The 18295-nt window shown below is 71.3% G+C and carries 15 protein-coding genes and 2 pseudogenes; 4 read left to right on the forward strand and 13 right to left on the reverse strand.

Annotated elements, in window-relative coordinates; all coding sequences use genetic code 11:
* The first annotated feature begins 350 nt into the window (after positions 1-350).
* Positions 351-638: a hypothetical protein gene (locus ABZS69_RS42425; protein WP_355382514.1), complete on the forward strand. Its 288-nt coding sequence runs from the start codon at positions 351-353 to the stop codon at positions 636-638.
* 159 nt (positions 639-797) lie between these two features.
* Here the strand turns inward: ABZS69_RS42425 and ABZS69_RS42430 are convergent, their stop codons facing one another.
* The gene (locus ABZS69_RS42430) at positions 798-1280 is read right to left on the reverse strand and encodes a MarR family transcriptional regulator (RefSeq protein ID WP_355382517.1); all 483 of its coding nucleotides are present in this window, start codon (positions 1278-1280) and stop codon (positions 798-800) included.
* Positions 1281-1368: 88 nt separating this feature from the next.
* Between ABZS69_RS42430 and ABZS69_RS42435 the strand changes: the two genes are divergently transcribed.
* Positions 1369-2184 (forward strand): class I SAM-dependent methyltransferase, encoded by an 816-nt coding sequence (locus tag ABZS69_RS42435; protein WP_355382520.1) that lies wholly within the window; start codon positions 1369-1371, stop codon positions 2182-2184.
* 63 nt (positions 2185-2247) lie between these two features.
* Here ABZS69_RS42435 and ABZS69_RS42440 read toward each other — a convergent pair whose 3' ends face one another.
* The 6 genes from ABZS69_RS42440 to ABZS69_RS42465 form a co-directional block, all read right to left on the reverse strand.
* Complete coding sequence (locus tag ABZS69_RS42440) at positions 2248-3723, reverse strand: serine hydrolase domain-containing protein (protein ID WP_355382523.1); 1476 nt, start codon at positions 3721-3723, stop codon at positions 2248-2250.
* Positions 3724-3831: 108 nt separating this feature from the next.
* A complete protein-coding gene (locus tag ABZS69_RS42445) occupies positions 3832-4494 on the reverse strand; it encodes a response regulator transcription factor (RefSeq protein WP_355382525.1) in 663 nt (220 codons plus the stop codon).
* Complete coding sequence (locus ABZS69_RS42450) at positions 4491-5666, reverse strand: histidine kinase (protein WP_355382528.1); 1176 nt, start codon at positions 5664-5666, stop codon at positions 4491-4493. The genes ABZS69_RS42445 and ABZS69_RS42450 overlap by 4 nt, the downstream gene beginning before the upstream one ends.
* 198 nt (positions 5667-5864) lie before the next feature.
* The gene (locus ABZS69_RS42455; RefSeq protein ID WP_355382531.1) at positions 5865-6623 is read right to left on the reverse strand and encodes an ABC transporter permease; all 759 of its coding nucleotides are present in this window, start codon (positions 6621-6623) and stop codon (positions 5865-5867) included.
* Complete coding sequence (locus tag ABZS69_RS42460) at positions 6620-7579, reverse strand: ATP-binding cassette domain-containing protein (RefSeq protein WP_355382534.1); 960 nt, start codon at positions 7577-7579, stop codon at positions 6620-6622. Before ABZS69_RS42460 ends, ABZS69_RS42455 begins: the two co-directional genes overlap by 4 nt.
* A 5-nt stretch (positions 7580-7584) precedes the next feature.
* Positions 7585-8790, reverse strand: coding sequence for a cytochrome P450 (locus ABZS69_RS42465; protein ID WP_355382536.1), 1206 nt, complete (start codon positions 8788-8790; stop codon positions 7585-7587).
* A gap of 149 nt (positions 8791-8939) precedes the next feature.
* On the opposite strand from ABZS69_RS42465, the pseudogene ABZS69_RS42470 reads away from it, so the two are divergent.
* Together ABZS69_RS42470 and ABZS69_RS42475 are read left to right on the forward strand one after the other, a co-directional pair.
* Positions 8940-9086: pseudogene (locus ABZS69_RS42470) on the forward strand (helix-turn-helix domain-containing protein); the annotation flags it as partial.
* Between the two features lie 192 nt (positions 9087-9278).
* A pseudogene (locus ABZS69_RS42475) lies at positions 9279-9623 on the forward strand (helix-turn-helix domain-containing protein); the annotation flags it as partial.
* 45 nt (positions 9624-9668) lie between these two features.
* Here ABZS69_RS42475 and ABZS69_RS42480 read toward each other — a convergent pair.
* The 6 genes from ABZS69_RS42480 to ABZS69_RS42505 all read right to left on the reverse strand — a co-directional run bounded on the left by ABZS69_RS42480 (position 9669) and on the right by ABZS69_RS42505 (position 18264).
* Positions 9669-10853, reverse strand: coding sequence for a VWA-like domain-containing protein (locus ABZS69_RS42480; protein ID WP_355382539.1), 1185 nt, complete (start codon positions 10851-10853; stop codon positions 9669-9671).
* Positions 10854-10856: 3 nt separating this feature from the next.
* The gene (locus ABZS69_RS42485; RefSeq protein ID WP_355382542.1) at positions 10857-12059 is read right to left on the reverse strand and encodes an AAA family ATPase; all 1203 of its coding nucleotides are present in this window, start codon (positions 12057-12059) and stop codon (positions 10857-10859) included.
* Between the two features lie 19 nt (positions 12060-12078).
* Entirely contained in the window at positions 12079-13806 is a 1728-nt protein-coding gene (locus ABZS69_RS42490; RefSeq protein WP_355382545.1) for an ankyrin repeat domain-containing protein, read from the reverse strand.
* A complete protein-coding gene (locus tag ABZS69_RS42495; RefSeq protein ID WP_355382548.1) occupies positions 13803-15536 on the reverse strand; it encodes a hypothetical protein in 1734 nt (577 codons plus the stop codon). The genes ABZS69_RS42490 and ABZS69_RS42495 overlap by 4 nt, the downstream gene beginning before the upstream one ends.
* 110 nt (positions 15537-15646) lie before the next feature.
* Positions 15647-16780, reverse strand: coding sequence for a gala protein (locus tag ABZS69_RS42500; protein WP_355382550.1), 1134 nt, complete (start codon positions 16778-16780; stop codon positions 15647-15649).
* Positions 16780-18264: an SDR family NAD(P)-dependent oxidoreductase gene (locus ABZS69_RS42505; protein WP_355382553.1), complete on the reverse strand. Its 1485-nt coding sequence runs from the start codon at positions 18262-18264 to the stop codon at positions 16780-16782. The genes ABZS69_RS42500 and ABZS69_RS42505 overlap by 1 nt, the downstream gene beginning before the upstream one ends.
* Positions 18265-18295: the final 31 nt, after the last annotated feature.

The following is an 18295-nucleotide window of genomic DNA, read 5'->3' on the forward strand; positions in this document are numbered from 1 at the left end:
TCGATCGCCACACCGTTACCCGCCAGGCGCACCCGCTCGACGACGAACGGCTGACCCCGGGTCAGGTTCGTGAGCTCCTGCCAGTCCATCGCCTGTTCGGTCATATCTAAAGTTATACCTGGACTCATCTTCAACTTTCAAGATGTCGATCTTAATTTTCTTAAGCCCCACTTCCTTCGTACTCCTTGCCGGTCCACAGGCTCGACTCGCGGGGGTGACCCCACCTGGCTCATCTGGGGTTGTCAAGCGAACCAGCGGCCTGAAGGCCGTAAGTCACGTCGCTCACCACCGCCACGCCAGTGGGCCGTCGAGAGGTCCATCAGCCGCATGAACGCCCTGCCGGAGTCTTGGTGTGCAGCGATGCCCTCAGGCACCCCAAAAGCGCCGCCCTCTACGGCCGCTACGGCCTCGGGGGGTGGGCACAGGACCTGGGCAAGGGCTGCGTCGGCACCGTCCTCAACCACAACGGCAGCGTCAATGGCTACGGGTCGCTGATGTACAGCACGCCCGACGGCAAGACGACCATGACCGCCTCGCTCACCAGCGGAGACGCCGCGGTCGACGCGGCAAAGGAGTTCCCGAAGGCGCTGAACAACCTTCTCAAGCGGGTGTTCTGCGACGGGAAGACCGCGAACTGACGAGGCCGACGGGCCGGGCACCGAGGACCAGGCAGCGCACGAACTGGGCCCGCTGACCTCGGCATGACCGCCGCAGGCATCGCGCACCGGCCGCCGCTCGACCAGGCCGCCGAGGCCCACCGGCTGCTGAAGGCCAACCGGCGAGATCCTCTCGGCCGTCTAGCCGGCCTCGCGTTCGGCCTCCTGGAGCCGCCGCCACTTCGCCATCGACTGGTTGATCTCCTCGCGGATGAACGCGAAGAACCGGCGGGTCTCGTCCAGCCGCCGCCCGGCAGGGGAGTCGAGACCCAGCAGCGCGACGCCCTCGTCGGCACCGACCTGCACCCGGGCCAGCATCGGGTCGGACTGGCTGACGAAGTGGCTCCAGGTGTGCTCGTGGATCCGGCAGAAGTCGTGCCGGGTACCGGGTTCGCGGCCGCGTTCGACCAGCCGTACCTGTACCAGGTATTTGACCGCCCCCGAGATCGCCGACGCGCCGACCCCCAGCCGCTCGGCGAGCTCGGCGGCCGACAGCTTGCCGGAGTCGGTGACCAGCAGCGCGGCGTACACGCGTGCGGCCATCCGGGGCATGCCGTATTCGACCATGATCTGCGCGAATCGTTCCTGGAAGACGGCGATGGCGCCCTCGTCCGCTCGCGTCACCGAAGCTCCCTTCCTCGTCGCGGCCTCAACAGCTTAAAGCCATTCACGAACTTCACAAAATTCGTGAAATGCGAGTAATGTCGCTGTCGTGAAGGACACTGAACTCGTCGGAGTGCAGAAGACCCTCAGCCCCGTCCTCAGGGCCAAAGCACTGGACAACCGACTGCCGGACCCGATCCTCGGCGACGAATACGCTGAGCAGGCGATGCGCCGCCTCGACGCCGACTACGACAAGCGCAGATTCGGCACCAGCCAGCTGGGCCTCGCCGCCGTGGTGCGCACCAAGACCCACGACGGCTGGGCCCGAGACTTCCTCGCCGACCACCCCGACGCGGTGGTGCTGCACCTGGGCTGCGGCCTCGACGCCCGCGTGTACCGGATCGACCCGCCCGCCACCGTCGACTGGTACGACCTGGACTACCCGTCCGTCATCGAACTGCGGCAACGATTCCTGCCGCCGCGCGAGCACTACACCCTGATCGACTCCAGCGTTACCGACCTGACCTGGCTGGAACGCATCCCCCGCGGCCGACCGGTGCTGATGATCGCCGAGGGACTGGTGCCCTACCTGACCGAGACCGACGTCCGGCGGCTGCTGACCAGCGTCGTCGACGCCTTCCCCACCGGCCAGACACAGTTCGACACGGTGCCGGTCTGGGCGTGGCGAACCTCGAAATGGGACCCCACGCTGCGCAGATACGACGCCCAGTTCCACTGCGGCTTCAACGACCCGGCCGCGCTGGCCGATTGGCACCCGCGGCTCGAATACGTCGGCGAAGCGCCGATGTACGACTCACCGGTGCTGATGGCCAAGGCGCCCGCGAACGTACGCCGCATGTATCGCCTCCTGAACCTGCTGCCGGGCATGAAACGGTCCACCCGCATCGTGCGGTTCCGGTTCTGACGCGCCGACGTCAGCACTGCGACCGGCTCGGCCCCATCAGCCCAAAGCCCTGAGCTGCGTATTTCATGGCTGCACTCCGTTGGTCAACCGGCTCGCTGATACGTCCGCGCAACCTACCCCGCCGCCTGCGAAGGTCGCCTGGCCGGCGCGGCGGAAGCACCAGAGGCGACGGCCGAGCGCGACCGCCCCGAGCACGCAGCAGGTGAGGCAGAAGAGCACCAGCAGCGGCAGCAGCCAGGCGGTGACGATCCAGTACTGGAAGTTGAACGCCCCCCAGATCACCGCCGGCAGCACCACGCCCAGCACCGTCACCAGGGCAAGGGGCACGAGCCGCAGAACCAGCCTCGGCCGGCGCGCCGCGCGGCGTCGCGAGGCCCAGCGGCGCGCTCGGACGGCCGCGGTGACCAGCGGTACGGCCATCCCCACCGTGAGCCCGAGCAGGACCGCGTTCACGACGGTGAGCGGGTTGCTCATCGGCGTCGCCGGGGCCCCGATCCGTTCGGCGAGAAGGTTGGCCGAGAGCAGGCTGGGATCGCCGCCGCTGTTGGTGAGGACGAGGGCGGCCACACCGGTCCTGGGCGAGAAGACCATGTCCCCGGTCCACGTCGCCAGTGTTCCGCCGTGGCCGATCACCGACGGCGGGGCGCCCGCCGCGACGGGGCGGGACTGCCAGCCCAGGGCGTAGTCGCCGGCCTTCGGCTGGACGGTGTGCAACTCGGCCAGGGAGCCGGCACTCAGCAGGCCCGCCCCGGAGGTTCCCTGGTTGAACCGCAGCCAGCGCACCATGTCGTCCAGGGTCGAGATCACCCCGCCGTTGCCGACGCACATCCCCGGCATCTCCGGTGCCGCGACGGCCACCCCGAGAACGACCTCGTACCCGGACGGCAGGCCCTCGGCACGATCCGAACACCCCAGCGTCGAACTGGTGCCGGTCATACCCAGCGGCGTGAACAGCTCGGTGCGGAGGAAGGCGTCGAAGGACTTCCCCGACACCACTTCGACGATCCTCGCCGCGATCGAGTAGTTGGTGTTGTGGTACTCCGGGCGGGAGCCCGGATCGGCGGCCAGGGTCTTGTCGGCCAGCCCGGCCACGATTTCCCGCGCGCTGCGCGGAGGCGGGAACACGTACTCGTTGTTCGTGCTGTTCGACAGTCCCGAGGTGTGGCTGAGGACCTGGCGCACGGTGATCCCGGTGAAGCGCGGATCGGCCATCCTGAAGTCGGGCAGGACCTTGACGACCGGGTCGTCCAGGGAGACGCGGTCACGGTCGGCCAGCAGCATGATCGCCGCAGCCGTCATCGACTTGCTCATCGACGCGATCCGGAACCGAGTCCGCGCCGTCACCGCGTCGCCGTCCCCGTCGCGGCCGCGGACGATCGTCTCGACCGACGACCCGTCGATCACGGCCGCCGCGACACCCGGCGTGCCGAAGACGGAGCGGTAGTCGTCGACCAGCCGGTCGCCGGTGGCATGGGCCGGTGCCGTCCGGCCGAGCAGCACGGCGACGAGCACGCCGCCGAGGACGAGAAGGGAGGTCACACGAGGAAAACGCAGGCGTAGGAATTGCACGACGTCGAACCTAGGCGGGGCGTCACCGGCCGACATCACCCCAAGGGGTGAGACGGCACCCTCCGGCAGGATGGAATCTCAGCTAGGCAGATCGTTACGGCCCACCAGCCCGTTCTCGTACGCATGGATCACCGCGTGCACGCGGTCACGCAGGTTCAGTTTCTGCAGGACGGCCCGAACGTGTGACTTCACCGTGTTCTCGCTCAGCACCAGCTCCGCGCAGATCTCGCTGTTGGACCGGCCGCGGGCGAGCAGGCCGAAGATCTCGACCTCGCGCGGGGTGAGGCCGTCCAGGGCCGCCGTCCGCCGCATCGGCACCTGCCGTACGAGATCGAGGATCGTCGCGGCCACCCCCGGCGCGAGCGCCGACGTCCCGGAGGCGACGTCGCACACGGCCTGGGCCAGGGCGGCGGGCCGGACGTCCTTGGTCAGATAACCGCTCGCGCCGGCCCGGATGGCGGCCACGACCAGTTCGTCATCGTCGAACGTCGTCAGCATGAGCACCCGGGTCGCCGGTGCGATCCTGACGATCTCCGCCGTCGCGGCGACCCCGTCCACGCGCGGCATGCGGATGTCCATCAGCACCACGTCGAGGCGGTGCCGCCGGACGACCTCGATCGCGTCGCCGCCGTTCGCGACGTCGTGGGTGACCTCGATGCGTTCATCGGCCGACAGGATCGTACGGAGCGAGACCCGCAACAGCTCCTGATCGTCGACGAGCATGACACGGATCCCGGTCATGCCCCCTCCTTCGTGGGGAGCCGCGCCCGCAGCGCCCACCCGTCGTCCCCGTCGTCGATCGACAGGGTGCCGCCTGCGGTACGCACACGTTCCTCGATCCCCATCAAGCCGGTCCCCTGGCCGCCGACGTCGCGAAGCGCCTTGCCGCCGTCGTCGCGCACCTCCACCACCACCTCGGCCGGGGTCCAGCGCAGGCGAACGGTCACCTCGACCGGTGGTTCGAGGTGGCGCAACGCGTTGGTGATGCCCTCCTGCACGGTACGGACCGCCGCGACCTCCGAACTCAGGCTCAGTGGCCGGCGCTCCCCCACCTCGGCGAACGTCACCGCATGGAGCGGGCTCGCCGCCGAGGCCACGAGGTCGGGGAGGGCATCGAGCGAGATCGGGACCTCTCCGGGCCGGGAATCGGCGCGCGGCGCCACGGTGGCCGGGCCCAAGGTGGCCAGCATCGCTCGCAGCCCCTGGTGGGCGTCCCGGCCGGCCTCGGCGATGTCGCCGAGCTCGCGGCGGGTCGCCGGATCCGCCGTCGTCACCGCCGCGGCCTCGATCCGCGCGACCATGACGGTGACCGTGTGGGCGATCACGTCGTGCAGGTCGCGGCGGATGCCGGCCCGTTCGTCCGCGACCGCCGCGGCCAGCCGTTCGCTCTCGGCTCGTCGGCCGCCCTCGTGCCTGCGGCGTACCAGCAGGGCCGCAAGCCACACACCGCCGACCACGAGCATCAGCAGCCCGCCCTCGACCAGGCGGGTCCACCCGGGGGTGTCAGGGGGCTGCCGGGCCCATGCCACCACCTCGGTGAGGACGATCCCGAGTGCGGCGACGGCCAGCGCAGCCACCGAGGACCTGACCGAGACCAGGCTGGTCAGCCGCCACAACGTCAGCGGAAAGTAGACAGCCGAGGGCAGCATGTTCGGTGACCAGCTCGGGAAGGGCATCGTCACCAGGACGAGCATTGCCAGCGCGCCGATCGCGTACCCCACCCACGGCCGTCGATGGGCCACCACCGCTCCCGCATGGAGCAGGGCGGCAGCACCCGCCGCGGCGAGGATCTGCCACAGGTCCGCGCCCAGATACCGGGCGCCCGCCAGGATGATCAGCGTCAGGAGAGCCAGGACCGCGTGCGCCGCCACCGTCGTCGCCGGCCAGGTGCTCCGGCGCTGGGAGGCTGTCACGGTCGTCGCCTCCTGGTGGGCTCGTGGTGGGGAGCCGTACCTGGCCCGATGTGCCACAGGATAGCCAGCGGCGGGCCGGCCGATCATGGCACCCCGCCACGACCCCGCCGGCGAAGCCCGTCGATGAGCCGCCTCATCGAACGCCGAGCCGTCGAAGCGGCCGGCGTTCTACGATGACCTGCCCGATCCTGGACCGAATCACCGGTTGTAGAGCCTGCGTGCCCACAGAAAGCTGACCAGGGAGATGCCCGCGCTCCACGCAGCCGCCTCCAGGAAGCTGGACCCGGCCGGATGTCCGGCCAGCAGCGCGCGCAGCGTGTCGATGACAGGGGTGACCGGCTGGTGCTCGGCGAACCATCGCAAACCGGCCGGCATCGACTCGGTCGGGACGAAGCCGCTGCCGAGGAACGGCAGCAGCATCAGCGGCATCGGCAGGTTGCTGGCCGTGGCCACGTTCTTGGTGACCATGGCGAGCGCGACCGACAGCCAGGTGATCGCGAAGGTGAACATGGCCAGCACACCGACCACGCCGAGCCAGTCCAGCACCGAGGCGGACGGGCGGAACCCGATCAGCAGCGCCACCACCGTCACCATGGCAATCGCGAGGAACGTCTGCACCATCGCCCCGAGTACGTGCCCGGTGAGCACCGAGACACGGGCGATGGCCATGGTCTTGAACCTGGCGATGATGCCCTCGGTCATGTCGGTCGCCACCGAGATCGCGGTCCCCTGCGCGGCCCCGACGATCGTCGTGATCATGATGCCGGGGGTGAGGTAACCGACGTAGGCGGCGCGGTCGGCGCCGATGCCCGCGCCCATGGTGCCGCCGAAGACGTAGACGAACAGCAGCAGGAACACCACGGGCACGGCCGCGAACGTGAGGATCAGCGTGGGGTAGCGCCAGATGTGTCTGACCTGGCGCCGCAGCATCGTCGCCGAGTCGGTGATCGCTCTCATCGGGAGGGCTCCTGGGTCGAGGGCTCCTGGGTCGAGGGCTCCTGGGTCAGGGTGAGGAAGACGTCGTCCAGGTCGGGGGTGTGCACCGACAGCTCGGCGACGTCGATGGCATGCGTGTCCAGCCACTCCAGGAGCTTCCTCAGCGTCCTGACTCCGCCGGAGTCGGGGATCTGGACGGTGAGCGCCGCGTCGTTGCGGGAGGTGGCGCCGACGTGGCCGGCCGCCCTGCGGTACCCGTCGGGGTCGGCGAAGCGCACGACGAGGTGGCCGCCGGGGATCATTCGCTTGAGCTCCTCAGGGGTGCCCTCGGCCACCAGCCGGCCCTGGCTGAGCAGCGCGATGCGGTCGGCGAGTTCGTCGGCCTCCTCCAGGTATTGGGTGGTCAGGAAGATGGTCACGCCGTCCTGCTGGACGAGGTCCCTGACGATCTGCCACATGGTGCGGCGGCTGCGCGGGTCCAGGCCCGTGGTCGGTTCGTCGAGGAAGATGAGCCTGGGCGTGCCGACCATGGTCATGGCGAGGTCGAGCCGGCGGCGCATGCCGCCCGAGTAGGTGACCGCGGGCTTGCGCGCGGCGTCGGTGAGGTCGAAGCGCTCCAGCAGCTCGCCGACGCGCCCGCGGCCCTTGGCACGTCCGAGGTGGAGCAGGTCGGCCATGAGCCGCAGGTTCTCCTCGCCGGTGAGGAAGCTGTCGACCGCGGAGAACTGGCCGGTGACGCCGATCGCGGCACGCACCTCGTCGGGTTCCTTGGCCAGGTCGTGCCCGGCCACCCAGATCTCGCCCGCGTCGGCCTTGATCAGGGTGGACAGGATCTGCACCGTGGTGGTCTTGCCCGCGCCGTTCGGGCCGAGCAGCGAGAACACGGTGCCCTGCGGGATGGTGAGGTCGATGCCGTCCAGGACGCGGTGGGCGCCGTAGGACTTGCGCAGCCCCGTCACCGAGACGAAGGTTCGCATCGCGTTCACCCCCGATCCCAGGTGACGGGCAGGCTGTGCACGCCGTACACCTGCGAGGGGTCGGTGCGCAGCGACACGTCTTCAGCCGGTACGGCGAGCCGCAGCGTCGGGAAGCGGATGAGCAGCGCGGGAAACGCGACCCGCATCTCGATGCGGGCAAGCTGCTGGCCGAGGCACTGATGGACGCCGTGGCCGAAGGCCAGCTGCCCGGCGGCCGAGCGGCGCAGATCGAGCACGTCGGGGTCGGAGAACCTGGCCGGGTCCCTGTTGGCGGCGTTGATCGCGATGACGACCGTGTCGCCCGCCTTGAGCTGCCTGCCGCCGAGCTCCACGTCCTCCAGCACGCCGCGCATGCCGATGGCGGCGACGGACAGGTAACGCAGCAGCTCCTCCACGGCGCCGACGGCCAGGCCGGGGTCGCCGCGCAGGGCGGCGAGCTGGGCCGGGTTGCGCAGCAGGGCGAACGTGCCGAGCGCGAGCATGTTGGCGGTGGTGTCGAGCCCGGCGCCGAGCAGGAACGCGGCCACGCCGCCGAGCTCCTCGTCGGTCAGGTCGCCGCCGGTGGCCAGGTCGCTGAGCAGGTCGTCGGCCGGCTTGGCCCGCTTGACGAGCGCGAGCTCCCGCAGGTACGTGCCGAGCTCGTCGAAGGCGGCGTACTGCGCCTCGGCGGTCCCGCCGTCCGACAGGATCCGGGTGGAGCTCTGGAACCGGTCGCGGTCCTCGTAGGGCACGCCGAGCAGTTCGCAGATCATCAGCGCTGGAACCGGCTGCGTGAACACCTCGACGAGGTCGGCGGGCGGCCCCTGCCGCTCCATCGCGTCGAGCCGTTCGCGGGTGATCTCGGTGACCCGCTCGGTGAGCAGGTTCATCCTGCGGACGGTGAACTTGCCCGCCAGCAGCTTGCGGAAGCGGGTGTGCTGGGGTGCGTCCATGCCGGTCAGGTCGCCGACGGGGGCGGGCGGCAGGTGCCCGCCCGCCAGGGGGTGGTAGTGGGTTTCGTAGCGGGAGCTGAACCGCGGGTCGGCGAGGATCTGGCGGACCAGGTCGTATCCGGTGATCATCCAGACGCCGGGGGCGCCTTCGGGCACGGCCACGCGGGCGATCGGCTGCTCTGCGCGCAGGGCGGTGAGCGAAGGGGCGGGATCGAAGGGACAGGCGGGTGAGCGGTCGAGGGACGGAGTGACCGGCTCATCGCGATAGTACGTGTTCATCACAATTGAAAGCTACGTTGCTTTCAGAAATTATGTCAATCGACCAATGCCAATAACCCAAGGTCAGAGTGGATAAACTGATGCGTTGACGGTGAAGCTGAATGCAATGAAACATTGCATTGAATGGCGCCGAACGCAATAATGACGTGATGCCAGATGGAAGGTTGACCCGGCAGGACCGCCAGCGCATCGCGACCGGCCTCGCCGAAGGCCGCTCCTACGCCGAGATCGCCAGGCGGCTCGACCGGCCGACCTCGACGATCAGCCGGGAGGTCGGCCGCAACGGCGGCCCCGGCGACTACCGCCCCGAGCGGGCGCACCAGGCGGCGGCGCGGCGGGCGCGGCGCGGCACCCCGGCGCGTTCGCCCGAGGCCGAACGCCAGGACCGCAAGGTCTTCGAGGTGGAAGAGGGCGCCGTCGAGATGGCGGTCGGGATGGGCCTGCCGAAGATGATGGCGCGCGTGCTCATCGGCCTGTGGCTGAGCGAGGACGGCAGGCTCACCGCGGCCGAGCTGTCGCGCGGGCTGAAAGTCAGTCCCGCCTCGATCTCCACGGCAGTGGGCTACCTGACCCAGCAGGGGCTGATCAGGCGCGAACGTGATCCGCAACGGCGTCGCGACATCTACGTGGTCGACGACGACGCCTGGTACCACTCGACGGTGATCAGCTCGCGGCAGACGCTCGAGGCGGCGGAGATCGCGAAGGCGGCGGGGCAGACGCTCGGGCTCGACACGCCCGTGGGACGCCGCCTGGCCAGGGGCGGTGCGTTCCTGGAGCGGATCAGCCTGGACGCTCTGGCGTCGGCCGAACGCTGGCGCGACCTCCCACCGTGACCAGACCGCGGGGATTGTGCCCCGGGTTCAAGTGCCGTGGTCCGATCACGCGTCAGCGGTTCGAGGAATGCGGATGGCCTCGACCCACGCGGGCGGAGGCGGCGGATCCGCACCGATGAGCGCGGCGATGAGGCGGGACGACGACGGCGCCTCGGGCCACGGAGTGAAGCCATCGGTCAGCACGATCACGACGCCGGGCCGTTCGGGCAGGGCGAGGGCTGCCGTGATGCCGACCCGCATGTCCGTACCGCCCCCACCGGCGAGATTCACCTGCTGCGCGGACGTCACTCGGGCAGCGGTCTGCACGTCGGCATCGCAGGCGAGCACCGTGACCCGGTTGCCGCCGACGCCGACCTCCCGCAGTACGCCGGTGACCTCGGCGAGGGCCGCCGCGAGGTCGTCCTCGCCCATGGACCCCGAGGTGTCGATGACGATCGCGACGACCGGCAGTGGGCGGCGCAGGCTCGGCAGCACGACGCCGCGCAGTGCGGCGGTGCGGCGGGACGGGCGATGGTAGGTGTAGTCGACCGCCCCGGTGGCCCAGGCGACCGCTTCCCGTACGGCGCCCGCGAGCACGCGGCGCCAGTCGACCGTCGGTTCCAGGATCTGGTCCGCCCAGCGTTGCCAGCCGGCCGGGAGGCTGCCGCGGTTGCGCCGGTGGGCGCGCATCGCCTCGGCGGTATGCCGGCGCAGAGCCTCGGCCTCGACGGTGCTGACGCCGCCCGGCCCGCCGTCACCGGTGATCTCCCAATCGCCCGGTGAGCCGTGGGCGCCGGAGCCGCAGTCGGAGCAGCCGACGGACGGCGGCAGCTGCGGGAGATACTCTTCGAACAGCCGTCCGGTCGCCAGCCCGAAGGCGGCAGGTTCCATCCGGCCTTCCGGCAGTGCCAGCCCGTCGGCGAGCAGGTCATCGTTGATCTCGCAGTCCTGGGCGACGTTCACGCGCAACCGGTCGCGCTGGTCGGTGGCCGGTAGCCGGTCCGCACGGCCGTGGTGGTCGCGCAGCACGTGAGCCAGCTCATGGATCCATACGCCGGCGAGTTCGGGAACGGACGTCGCCGCGACGAACGCCGGTGACACGTAGCACCGCCAGTGCCGGTCGACGGCCATCGTCGGCACGCGGCTGGTCGGCACGACCGTCAGCGAGTAGAGCGCGGAGGCGAGGTACGGCCGGTCGCTCGCGGCACGGTACCGAGCGGCGAGCAACTTGACCTGGTCGAATTCGGCCATGGGTCAGAAGGCGCTCGGCAGCGCGCCGGACAGCTGGAGCAGATCGAGGAACGCGTCGATGCCGCTCGGCACCGGCCAGTCGGTGTCGCGCAGCGCCGCGAGGTCCGCGGCGGCCCGGGCCGCGACGTCGGGTACGCCGGCGTCGACGGCCTTGGCCAGCACCGCCCAGCCGGCCTCCCAGCGCCGCCGCGTGAGGTCGCTCTGCACCGCTGAGACGACGGCCGTGAGGAAGGCGAGCTGCCGGTCGCCCCTGTCCGGTAGGGCGAAGGCGTCCGGATTGGCCAGAACGTGGTCCGGGTCGGGCAGGTCGAGCTGTTCGAGGTAGGCCAGCAGCTCCAGACCGGCGCCGTCGCCCACCGCGCCGATCACCGCGGCCGCGACCGCCTTCTGGTCGGAGCCGGCGGCGTACCCGACCGCCAGCAGGCGCAGCGCCATCTCCCAGGTACGCGGCGACGGCCAGGCATGGCCCCGGCTCTCCGCGTCGCCGGGCAGGTGGTGGGCCAGGCCGGGCCGTGCGGTGAGGAACCCGGAGACCACCCCGCGGGCGCGGGCGACCGCGCTGGGCACCCGGGCCGGGTCGATGAGCGGCAGGGGCATGGCCGGCCAGGTTCCGGCCATGCCTCGTGCGACCGTCCGCGGGTCGTGCGTCCACTGCAGGTGAACGAATCGGTTCGCCAGTGGCGGGCTGAGGTGCCAGCCGTCCGCGGCGCTGGACGGCGGGTTGGCGGCGGCGACCACCCGGACCGGCTCCGGGAGCGGCAGGCTGCCGACCCGGCGTTCGAGGACGACCCGCAGCAGCGCCGCCTGGACGGCAGGGGGCGCGGAGGACAGCTCGTCGAAGAACACGACGCCGCGACCGGCCGTGGCCAGCCGCACCGCCCAGTCCGGTGGGGCCATCGGCACCCCCGTGGTGGCCGGATCATCACCGATGATCGGAAGGCCGGCGAAGTCGGAGGGCTCGTGGACGCTCGCGATCACCGTCTCCAGCGGGACGCGGAGCCCGGCGGCCAGCTGCTGGAGGGCGGCGGACTTGCCGATCCCCGGCTCGCCCCACAACAGCACGGGGAGGTTCGCCGACACCGCGAGCGACAGCGCCTCCAGCTGCGGGTTCGCGGCCGGCTCCGTCCGCTGGGAGCCGAGCCGGCGGACCAGTTCGTCGGCCGCGGCCAGCGGATCCGGTGCGAAGTCCTCATCGGTGCCGTTCACTGTTCCTCGTCCTTCCAGGTCATCCAGCGGGCCGGTCCCGGTCCAGCAGGGCCGGGAGGAAGTCCAGCTCGGTGCGCTTGTAGAGGCGGATGAGCCGGGAGAGCGGCCAGCCCATGTCGTCGGTGACGTCGGGGTTCGCTCCGGCGGCCAGCAGCGCCCGTACCAGCGCGACGGACCCGTTGTCCCCGACCGCCACGTGCAGCGCCGTGCGCCGGTTGCAGTCCACGGCCTCGAGGTCGACCCCGGCCGCCAGCAGGCGCGGCAGCAGGACCTCGTGGTCCAGGTGGATCAGCGCGTGCAGGAGCGTGCGGCGCCGGCCGTCACGGAACCGCGGGTCGACCCCGGCGTCGAGCAGCCTGAGCACTCCCGGCGTGTCACCGTGCTGGGCGCGGCTGTACAGCTCCCGCCGCTGCTCCCGCAAGTCCTTCGGCAGCCGGCCCTGGCCGGAGAACACCGCCTGCGCCGCGGCGAAGCAGCCGGCGACCGCGCCGCCGAACGCCCGCATCGCCTGCTCTCGCCGCTGCTCGTCCGCGCTGTGCGGCACCCGCAACGTGCCGTCCTGAAAGCGCACCTCGTGCCACTCACCGCGGCATCGCACCCGAACCGGGGACGGGAGCTGCGGATCCGGCGGTCCGACCGGATCGGCGGGGTCCGCACGCAGCGGGAAGAGCGCGCCCCGGACCAGCGGATGCAGCCGGTCCGGATCCGCGTCGCCATGCCGGAGCGCGTCGAGGTCCGGCAGCCGCCGCCAGCACGCCTCGGGCAGCACCGGGGTGCCGGAGATCTCCTCGGGGTCGATGATCCGGATCCGCAGTTTGTCGGCCTGCTTGCCGCCTTCGAGCAGCAGGGAGCTGCTGTAGGAAAGCCGAATCTGGAAGCGACGCCCGAAGCCCTCGCGGATGAGCAGCCGGATCTCCGGCTTGAGCCTGGTCAGCGCCAGCGGGAGTTTCTCCAGGACCGGCAACGGATCGATCGGCCTGCCCCAGCGAGGCTCGAGCGGCGACGGATCCAGCGCGATCCCCGCCGCGGCGAACGCCGCCTCGACCTCCCCTCGCTCATGCAGCAGGGTCAGCCATTCGGCGTGGGCCGGCGGGTCGGCGGGACCGGGGTCGGCCGTGGGCAGTTCCCCGGCGGCGCGGCGGGTCCCGTCCGCGTTGAAGAACGGCGGCCGGTTTGCGCCACCATGGCGTTCCAGCAGCGCGCCGGTGTGCCGTACATCCCACAGGTGCCGCAGCATGGTCCAGTTGTGGAGGACGCGCCGATGATTGCCCGAGCCGAAGTCATGGTCGATCCGGCCGAAGCACAGGAGCAGCCGCTGCGGCCCGTCTACCATGGAGGGCGTGGTGACGTGCAGGAACTGCGTGGTATTGGCCGCACCCGGGTAACGGCCCAAGGTCACCGTCTGACCGTTTCGGATCGTCGTACGTCCCGCCAGGACACGCGGCAGATGCCAGCGCAGCAGGTCCGGCGCGAAATGGCGGAGGTCGTCCTCGACAGCGGCAGCGACGGCGCCGCCATGCTCCCGGGCGATGTCGGCCAGGTCGAACGCGACGTCGACGTTCGCGGCGGCGCAGGCGCCGCGCCAGTCTCCGTCGAGCCGTCGTTCGGTGGCCCGCTCGATCATCCACCGGGGAACGGCGTACCGCAGGATCCGCCGTCGGCTCGACGCCTCGTCCGGTGGGTACGACGGCGTGTGGCGCGGCGTCGGCTCGGCCGCGGGTGCACCCGGCATGTTGACGGCGTTCACTCTTCCTCGGCGAGTTCTGGGTACTCGCGTTCGATCCGATCCGTGATGAAGTCCAGGTCATCGCGTTCGAGCCAGTCGATCAGGCGGTGGAGCGAGACGGGCTGGCCGTGGATCTCGCCGGTCAGGTCGATCCGCGCCCCTGCGGTGAGCAGCGCATGGACGAGCGCCACCGAGCCGTCCCCGCAGATCGCGGAGAACAGCGGCGTGCGCTGGTCCTCATCCCTGGCGTCGATGTCCAGGCCCACCGCCAGAAGCCGCCCGAGCAGACCATCATGGTCGAGGTGCCGCAGCCGGTGGGCCGCCTCTTGCCTCCGACGGCCGGGCACCCTCGGATCGACGCCGGGATCGAGCAGGTGCAGCAGGTGGAGCAGGGTGCGCCGTCGGCCATCACGGACGCGTGGATCCACGCCGGCGTCCAGCAGCCGTAGAACTCCTGGCAGGTCGCCGTGCTGGACCCGCGAGAAAAGCTCCCCTCGCTGGTCGCGCAGGGCCTTGGGCAGCCGCCCGGTTCCGGACGTCCACGCCTGCCGTGCGGCGAAGCAGCCGGCGATCGCGCCCCCGAACGCCCGCATGGCGTCCTCCCGCCGCTGCTCCTCCGCGCTGTGCGGGATGTGCAGCACGCCGTCACGGAAGGAGACCTCGTGCCACTCGCCGCGGCAGCGGATGCGGGCCGGCTTCGGGAGTTCCGGGTCGGACGGCCCCAATGGAGCGCCGTGCGCTGCGCGGCTCGGAAACAGGGCCTCGCGTACGAGCGGATGGAGCCGCTCCGGCGGATAGCCGTCCCGCAGCAGGTCAAGGTCGGGCAGGCGGCGCCAGCACGCTTCGGGGAGCACCGTGTCCCCCGGCTCCGTGCCCATCTCGAAATTGACGACTCGGACGCGCAGCCCCACATCCGACCCGCCGGTCTTGAAGACGACCGCCGCGTACTGCCGGTAGGGAAGCCAGAACCGGTCGGTTCCCACTGAGGCCGCGAGGCGACGGACCTCCGCCTCCACCCGGGTCAGGGCAAGGGGCATCCGCGCGAGAACGTCGAGCGGATCAACGCGATTCACCTCGTAATAGGGCTCGATCTCGAGCGGCGCGGCGTCCAGCTCGATGCCGGCGGCTGCGAACGCCGCTTCGACCTCGCCGCGTTCGTGCAGCAGCGTGACCCACTCGGTGAGCGACGCCGGGTCGGCGCGGCCGGGATCGGCCGTGGGAAGCTCGTCCGCCCTGCGCGGTGTGCCGTCGCCGTGGAGGAACGGAGCCCGAGCCTTGTCACCGCCGCAGCGTTCACGCAGGTCGTCGGCATGGCGCACATCCCACAGGTGACGCGACGAGCTCCAGTCCTGGACGACGTTGCGCCAGAACGCGCTGTAGGCCCAGTCGGTCTCCAGATAGGTGTCCTGCTGGTGAACCGCCCCGACGTGCAGGCGCAGCCGCTGCGGGCCGTGGACCATCCAGCGGGGCGTCCGGAGGTACAGGTACGGGGCGTCTGAGGCCTCACCCGGCCGCCCCAGGACCATCACCTGGTCGGGCACGATCGTCGTACGCCCGCGGTCCAGGCGGGGCAGGTGCCAGCGCAGCAGGTCCGGGGCGAAGTTGCACAGGTCGTCCTCGAGCGCCGTGGCGACGGCGTCGCCGTGCGCGTTCGCGATGTCGGCCAGGTCGAAGGTGACATCGACGTTCGCGGCGGCGCAGGCGCCACGCCAGTCGCCGGCGAGCCGTCGTTCGGTCGCCTGCTCGACCATCCACGGGGGCACCGCGTACCGGCGGATCCGCCGTAACCGGGACGCCTCGTGCGGCGGATATGAACGGGACGGCGTACGAGGTGGCAGACCGGCCGGTGGGGGCGCCGCGCTCACCGGTAGAGGCTCCCGATCGCGTGCAGGTCCGGATGGGTCCGGGCGGCGGGACGGAGGCGTGGCGCCAGCGCACGCTTCACCCGGCGGGGCACGCCGGGGCCGAACCCGACGTATTCCAGACGGGTGTCGTCGGGAACGGCGGCCAGCAGGTCCTTGGCGCCACGGCCGGTGATCCCGGTCTGGCGCAGCTCCAGCCGACGCAGCGGGCTGCCGGGCAGAGCCGCGGCCAGCACGGCCGCGCCCGTGTCTCCGGTGACGTTCGCGGGTGCGCCGAGGCTCCGCTCCGACGGCGGACGTCCCAGGTCGAGTGCCTCGATACCGCTGAGTGCGTCGGCCAGCGCGCGTGCGCCGTCCGGCCCGATGCCGTTGCCGCCGAGGCCCAGGCGTACCGGCTGGGCGGGGTCGGCCACCGCGGCGAGCGTGGCCGCACCGGCGTCGCCGAGATGGTTCGCCGGGAGGTAGAGCTCGCGTACCCCGGCGTCCCGGATCAGCGCGGCCAGCAGGTCGCCGGACTCCGGGCCCAGCCCGTTCCCGCCCAGAAACAGCCGCTCGACCGGGTTCGGCCGCTCGGTGAGCACGACCAGCAGCGCCCGCAGTCCCTCCTGCGTCAGCCCGGTGTTGACCAGGTCGAGCGTGCGGATCGTCGTGTTCTGGCGCAGCATCGCGGCCAGGGCGAGAACTCCGTCGTCGCCCACCGGGTTCCGCTTGAGCCACAAGGCGCGCACGGTGGTGTCCGTGGCCAGTCGACCGGCGAGCGCCTCGGCGCCTGCCGCGTCGATGCGGTTGCAGCCGAGGTAGAGAGTCTCCAGGCCATGGCCGGGAACGAGCGCGTCGGCGATGGTCCGGGCTCCGTCGCTCCCGATGGCGTTGGTGCCCAGCAGCAGATGGACGGCGTGCGGCGAGGCCACCGCGGCCGGGAGCAGCCGCGCCGCACCGGCCGTGCCGAGGCCCTGCTTGCACAGGTCGACCCGGCCATCGGGCCGTACGGTGCCGAGCGGGAAGGTCTCGTCGGCCGCCACCGGGGCCGGTGCGGCCAGCCGGGAGACCAGCGGACCCAGGTCCGCCGGATCGGCCGGCGGCACGTCAAGGTGCTCGATCGCGGGGCAGCGTACGGGCGTCGGCTCCATCATCACCAATCCACCGGTCGGTAGTCCTTCAGGAACAGGCCGGACATCCGTTCCCCGCCCACACCGCGCACGATCGGGTCGTAGACCCGGGCGGCGCCGTCGATGACGTCCAGCGGCGGGCGGAACCCCGCCTCCCGCTGCGCGGTCTTGTCCGGATGGGGGCGTTCGTCGGTGACCCAGCCGGTGTCGACGCTGTTCATGTAGATGCCCGAGGCCGCATAGTCCGCGGCGGCGGTGCGGGTCAGCATGTTCAGGGCGGCCTTGGCCATGTTGGTGTGCGGATGGCGGACGGTCTTCTGCTCCCGCGAGAAGCTGCCCTCCATCGCCGAGACCTGTACGACGTACCGGTCCGGCCACGACGAGGCCTCGAGCAGACCGCGCAGCCGGGACGTCAGCAGGAACGGCGCGAAGGAGTTCACCAATTGGACCTCCAGCCACTCGGCCGGGTCCACCTCGTGCAGCCGGAGACTCCAGCTGTTGCGGTCGCGCAGGTCCAGCGGCTGACCGGTCTCGTCCGTCTGCCCGGCGGGGAACAGCGCCTCCAGGGCGTCCCGCTGCGTGACGGCCCGCCCGGAGCCCGAAGGAGCCACGACCGCCGGCGCGGGTTCCAGCGGCGCGGCGACGGCGGGCGCGACCGTCCCCGGCACGTCGATTTGCGCGGCCAGGCCTTTCAGCGGCGTGCGCTCCGCCGCGCGCACCTCGCGGTGGTACGCGGCGGGCCGGCGGATCGTCTGGGCCGCGTTGTTGACGAGGATGTCGAGACAACTGAAACGCCGCTGAACGAACTCCAGCAGGCCCGCGACGGCCGCCAGGTCGAGCAGGTCGAGACCGTGGACGTGTACCCGGTCCAGCCAGGCTTCGGCGTCGGGCACGGCCGCGAACCGACGGGCGGCATCCCGCGGGAAGCGGGTGGTGACCAGGACGTCCGCGCCGTCGCGCAGCAGCTTCAGCGCCAGTTGGAAACCGATCTTCACCCGTCCACCGGTCACGATCGCCCGGCGGCCACTCAGGTCGCAGCGGGCGTGCCGACGGGCCAGGTTCTCCTCGGCGCAATCCGGACACAGCAGGTGGTAATCCGGATGCACCTGCTGGTAGGCGGACTTGCAGACGTAACAGCGTCGCGTGCCCACCAACAGGCGCCGGGTCGGCGCGGACCGGTCACCCGGCGGATCCGGCTCTGCGGAACCGGCCTGGTCCCGGGGGCCCGTCGAGGCTACCGGCGGGACGAGCGCGGGGGGCGGATCCTGCTCTCGATAGCGCGCCGTGGCCGCTGTGGCCTCGTGGTCGCGTCGCCTGCGCTCGGCCTGCCGCGACGCCTTTCGTGTCTTCTTCCCCGTCCGGTACAAGTGCGCTGCGGCCTCGTGCACGGCCGCCCATTGAGGATCGGCCGGATCCGCCGCGCGCGCCTGGGCCATCACCCGCAGGCAGGTCTCGACCTCAGCCTGGTTGGGGAGGGCTCCCGATCCGGGCGGTGGTGTCCCGGTCAAGTCAGGATCGACGACCGACACCCACACCCCC

The sequence above is a fragment of the Nonomuraea sp. NPDC005650 genome, assembly GCF_040605375.1.
Taxonomy (GTDB): Bacteria; Actinomycetota; Actinomycetes; order Streptosporangiales; family Streptosporangiaceae; genus Nonomuraea.

What these genes read in the sequence shown, in the direction of transcription:
- ABZS69_RS42455 (WP_355382531.1), bottom strand. Translation starts at nt 6,623, where the DNA reads ATGAGAGCGATCACCGACTCGGCGACGATGCTGCGGCGCCAGGTCAGA.
- ABZS69_RS42480 (WP_355382539.1), bottom strand. Translation starts at nt 10,853, where the DNA reads ATGGCCGAATTCGACCAGGTCAAGTTGCTCGCCGCTCGGTACCGTGCC.
- ABZS69_RS42445 (WP_355382525.1), bottom strand. Translation starts at nt 4,494, where the DNA reads ATGACCGGGATCCGTGTCATGCTCGTCGACGATCAGGAGCTGTTGCGG.
- ABZS69_RS42460 (WP_355382534.1), bottom strand. Translation starts at nt 7,579, where the DNA reads ATGCGAACCTTCGTCTCGGTGACGGGGCTGCGCAAGTCCTACGGCGCC.
- ABZS69_RS42465 (WP_355382536.1), bottom strand. Translation starts at nt 8,790, where the DNA reads ATGAACACGTACTATCGCGATGAGCCGGTCACTCCGTCCCTCGACCGC.
- ABZS69_RS42500 (WP_355382550.1), bottom strand. Translation starts at nt 16,780, where the DNA reads ATGATGGAGCCGACGCCCGTACGCTGCCCCGCGATCGAGCACCTTGAC.
- ABZS69_RS42495 (WP_355382548.1), bottom strand. Translation starts at nt 15,536, where the DNA reads ATGGTCGAGCAGGCGACCGAACGACGGCTCGCCGGCGACTGGCGTGGC.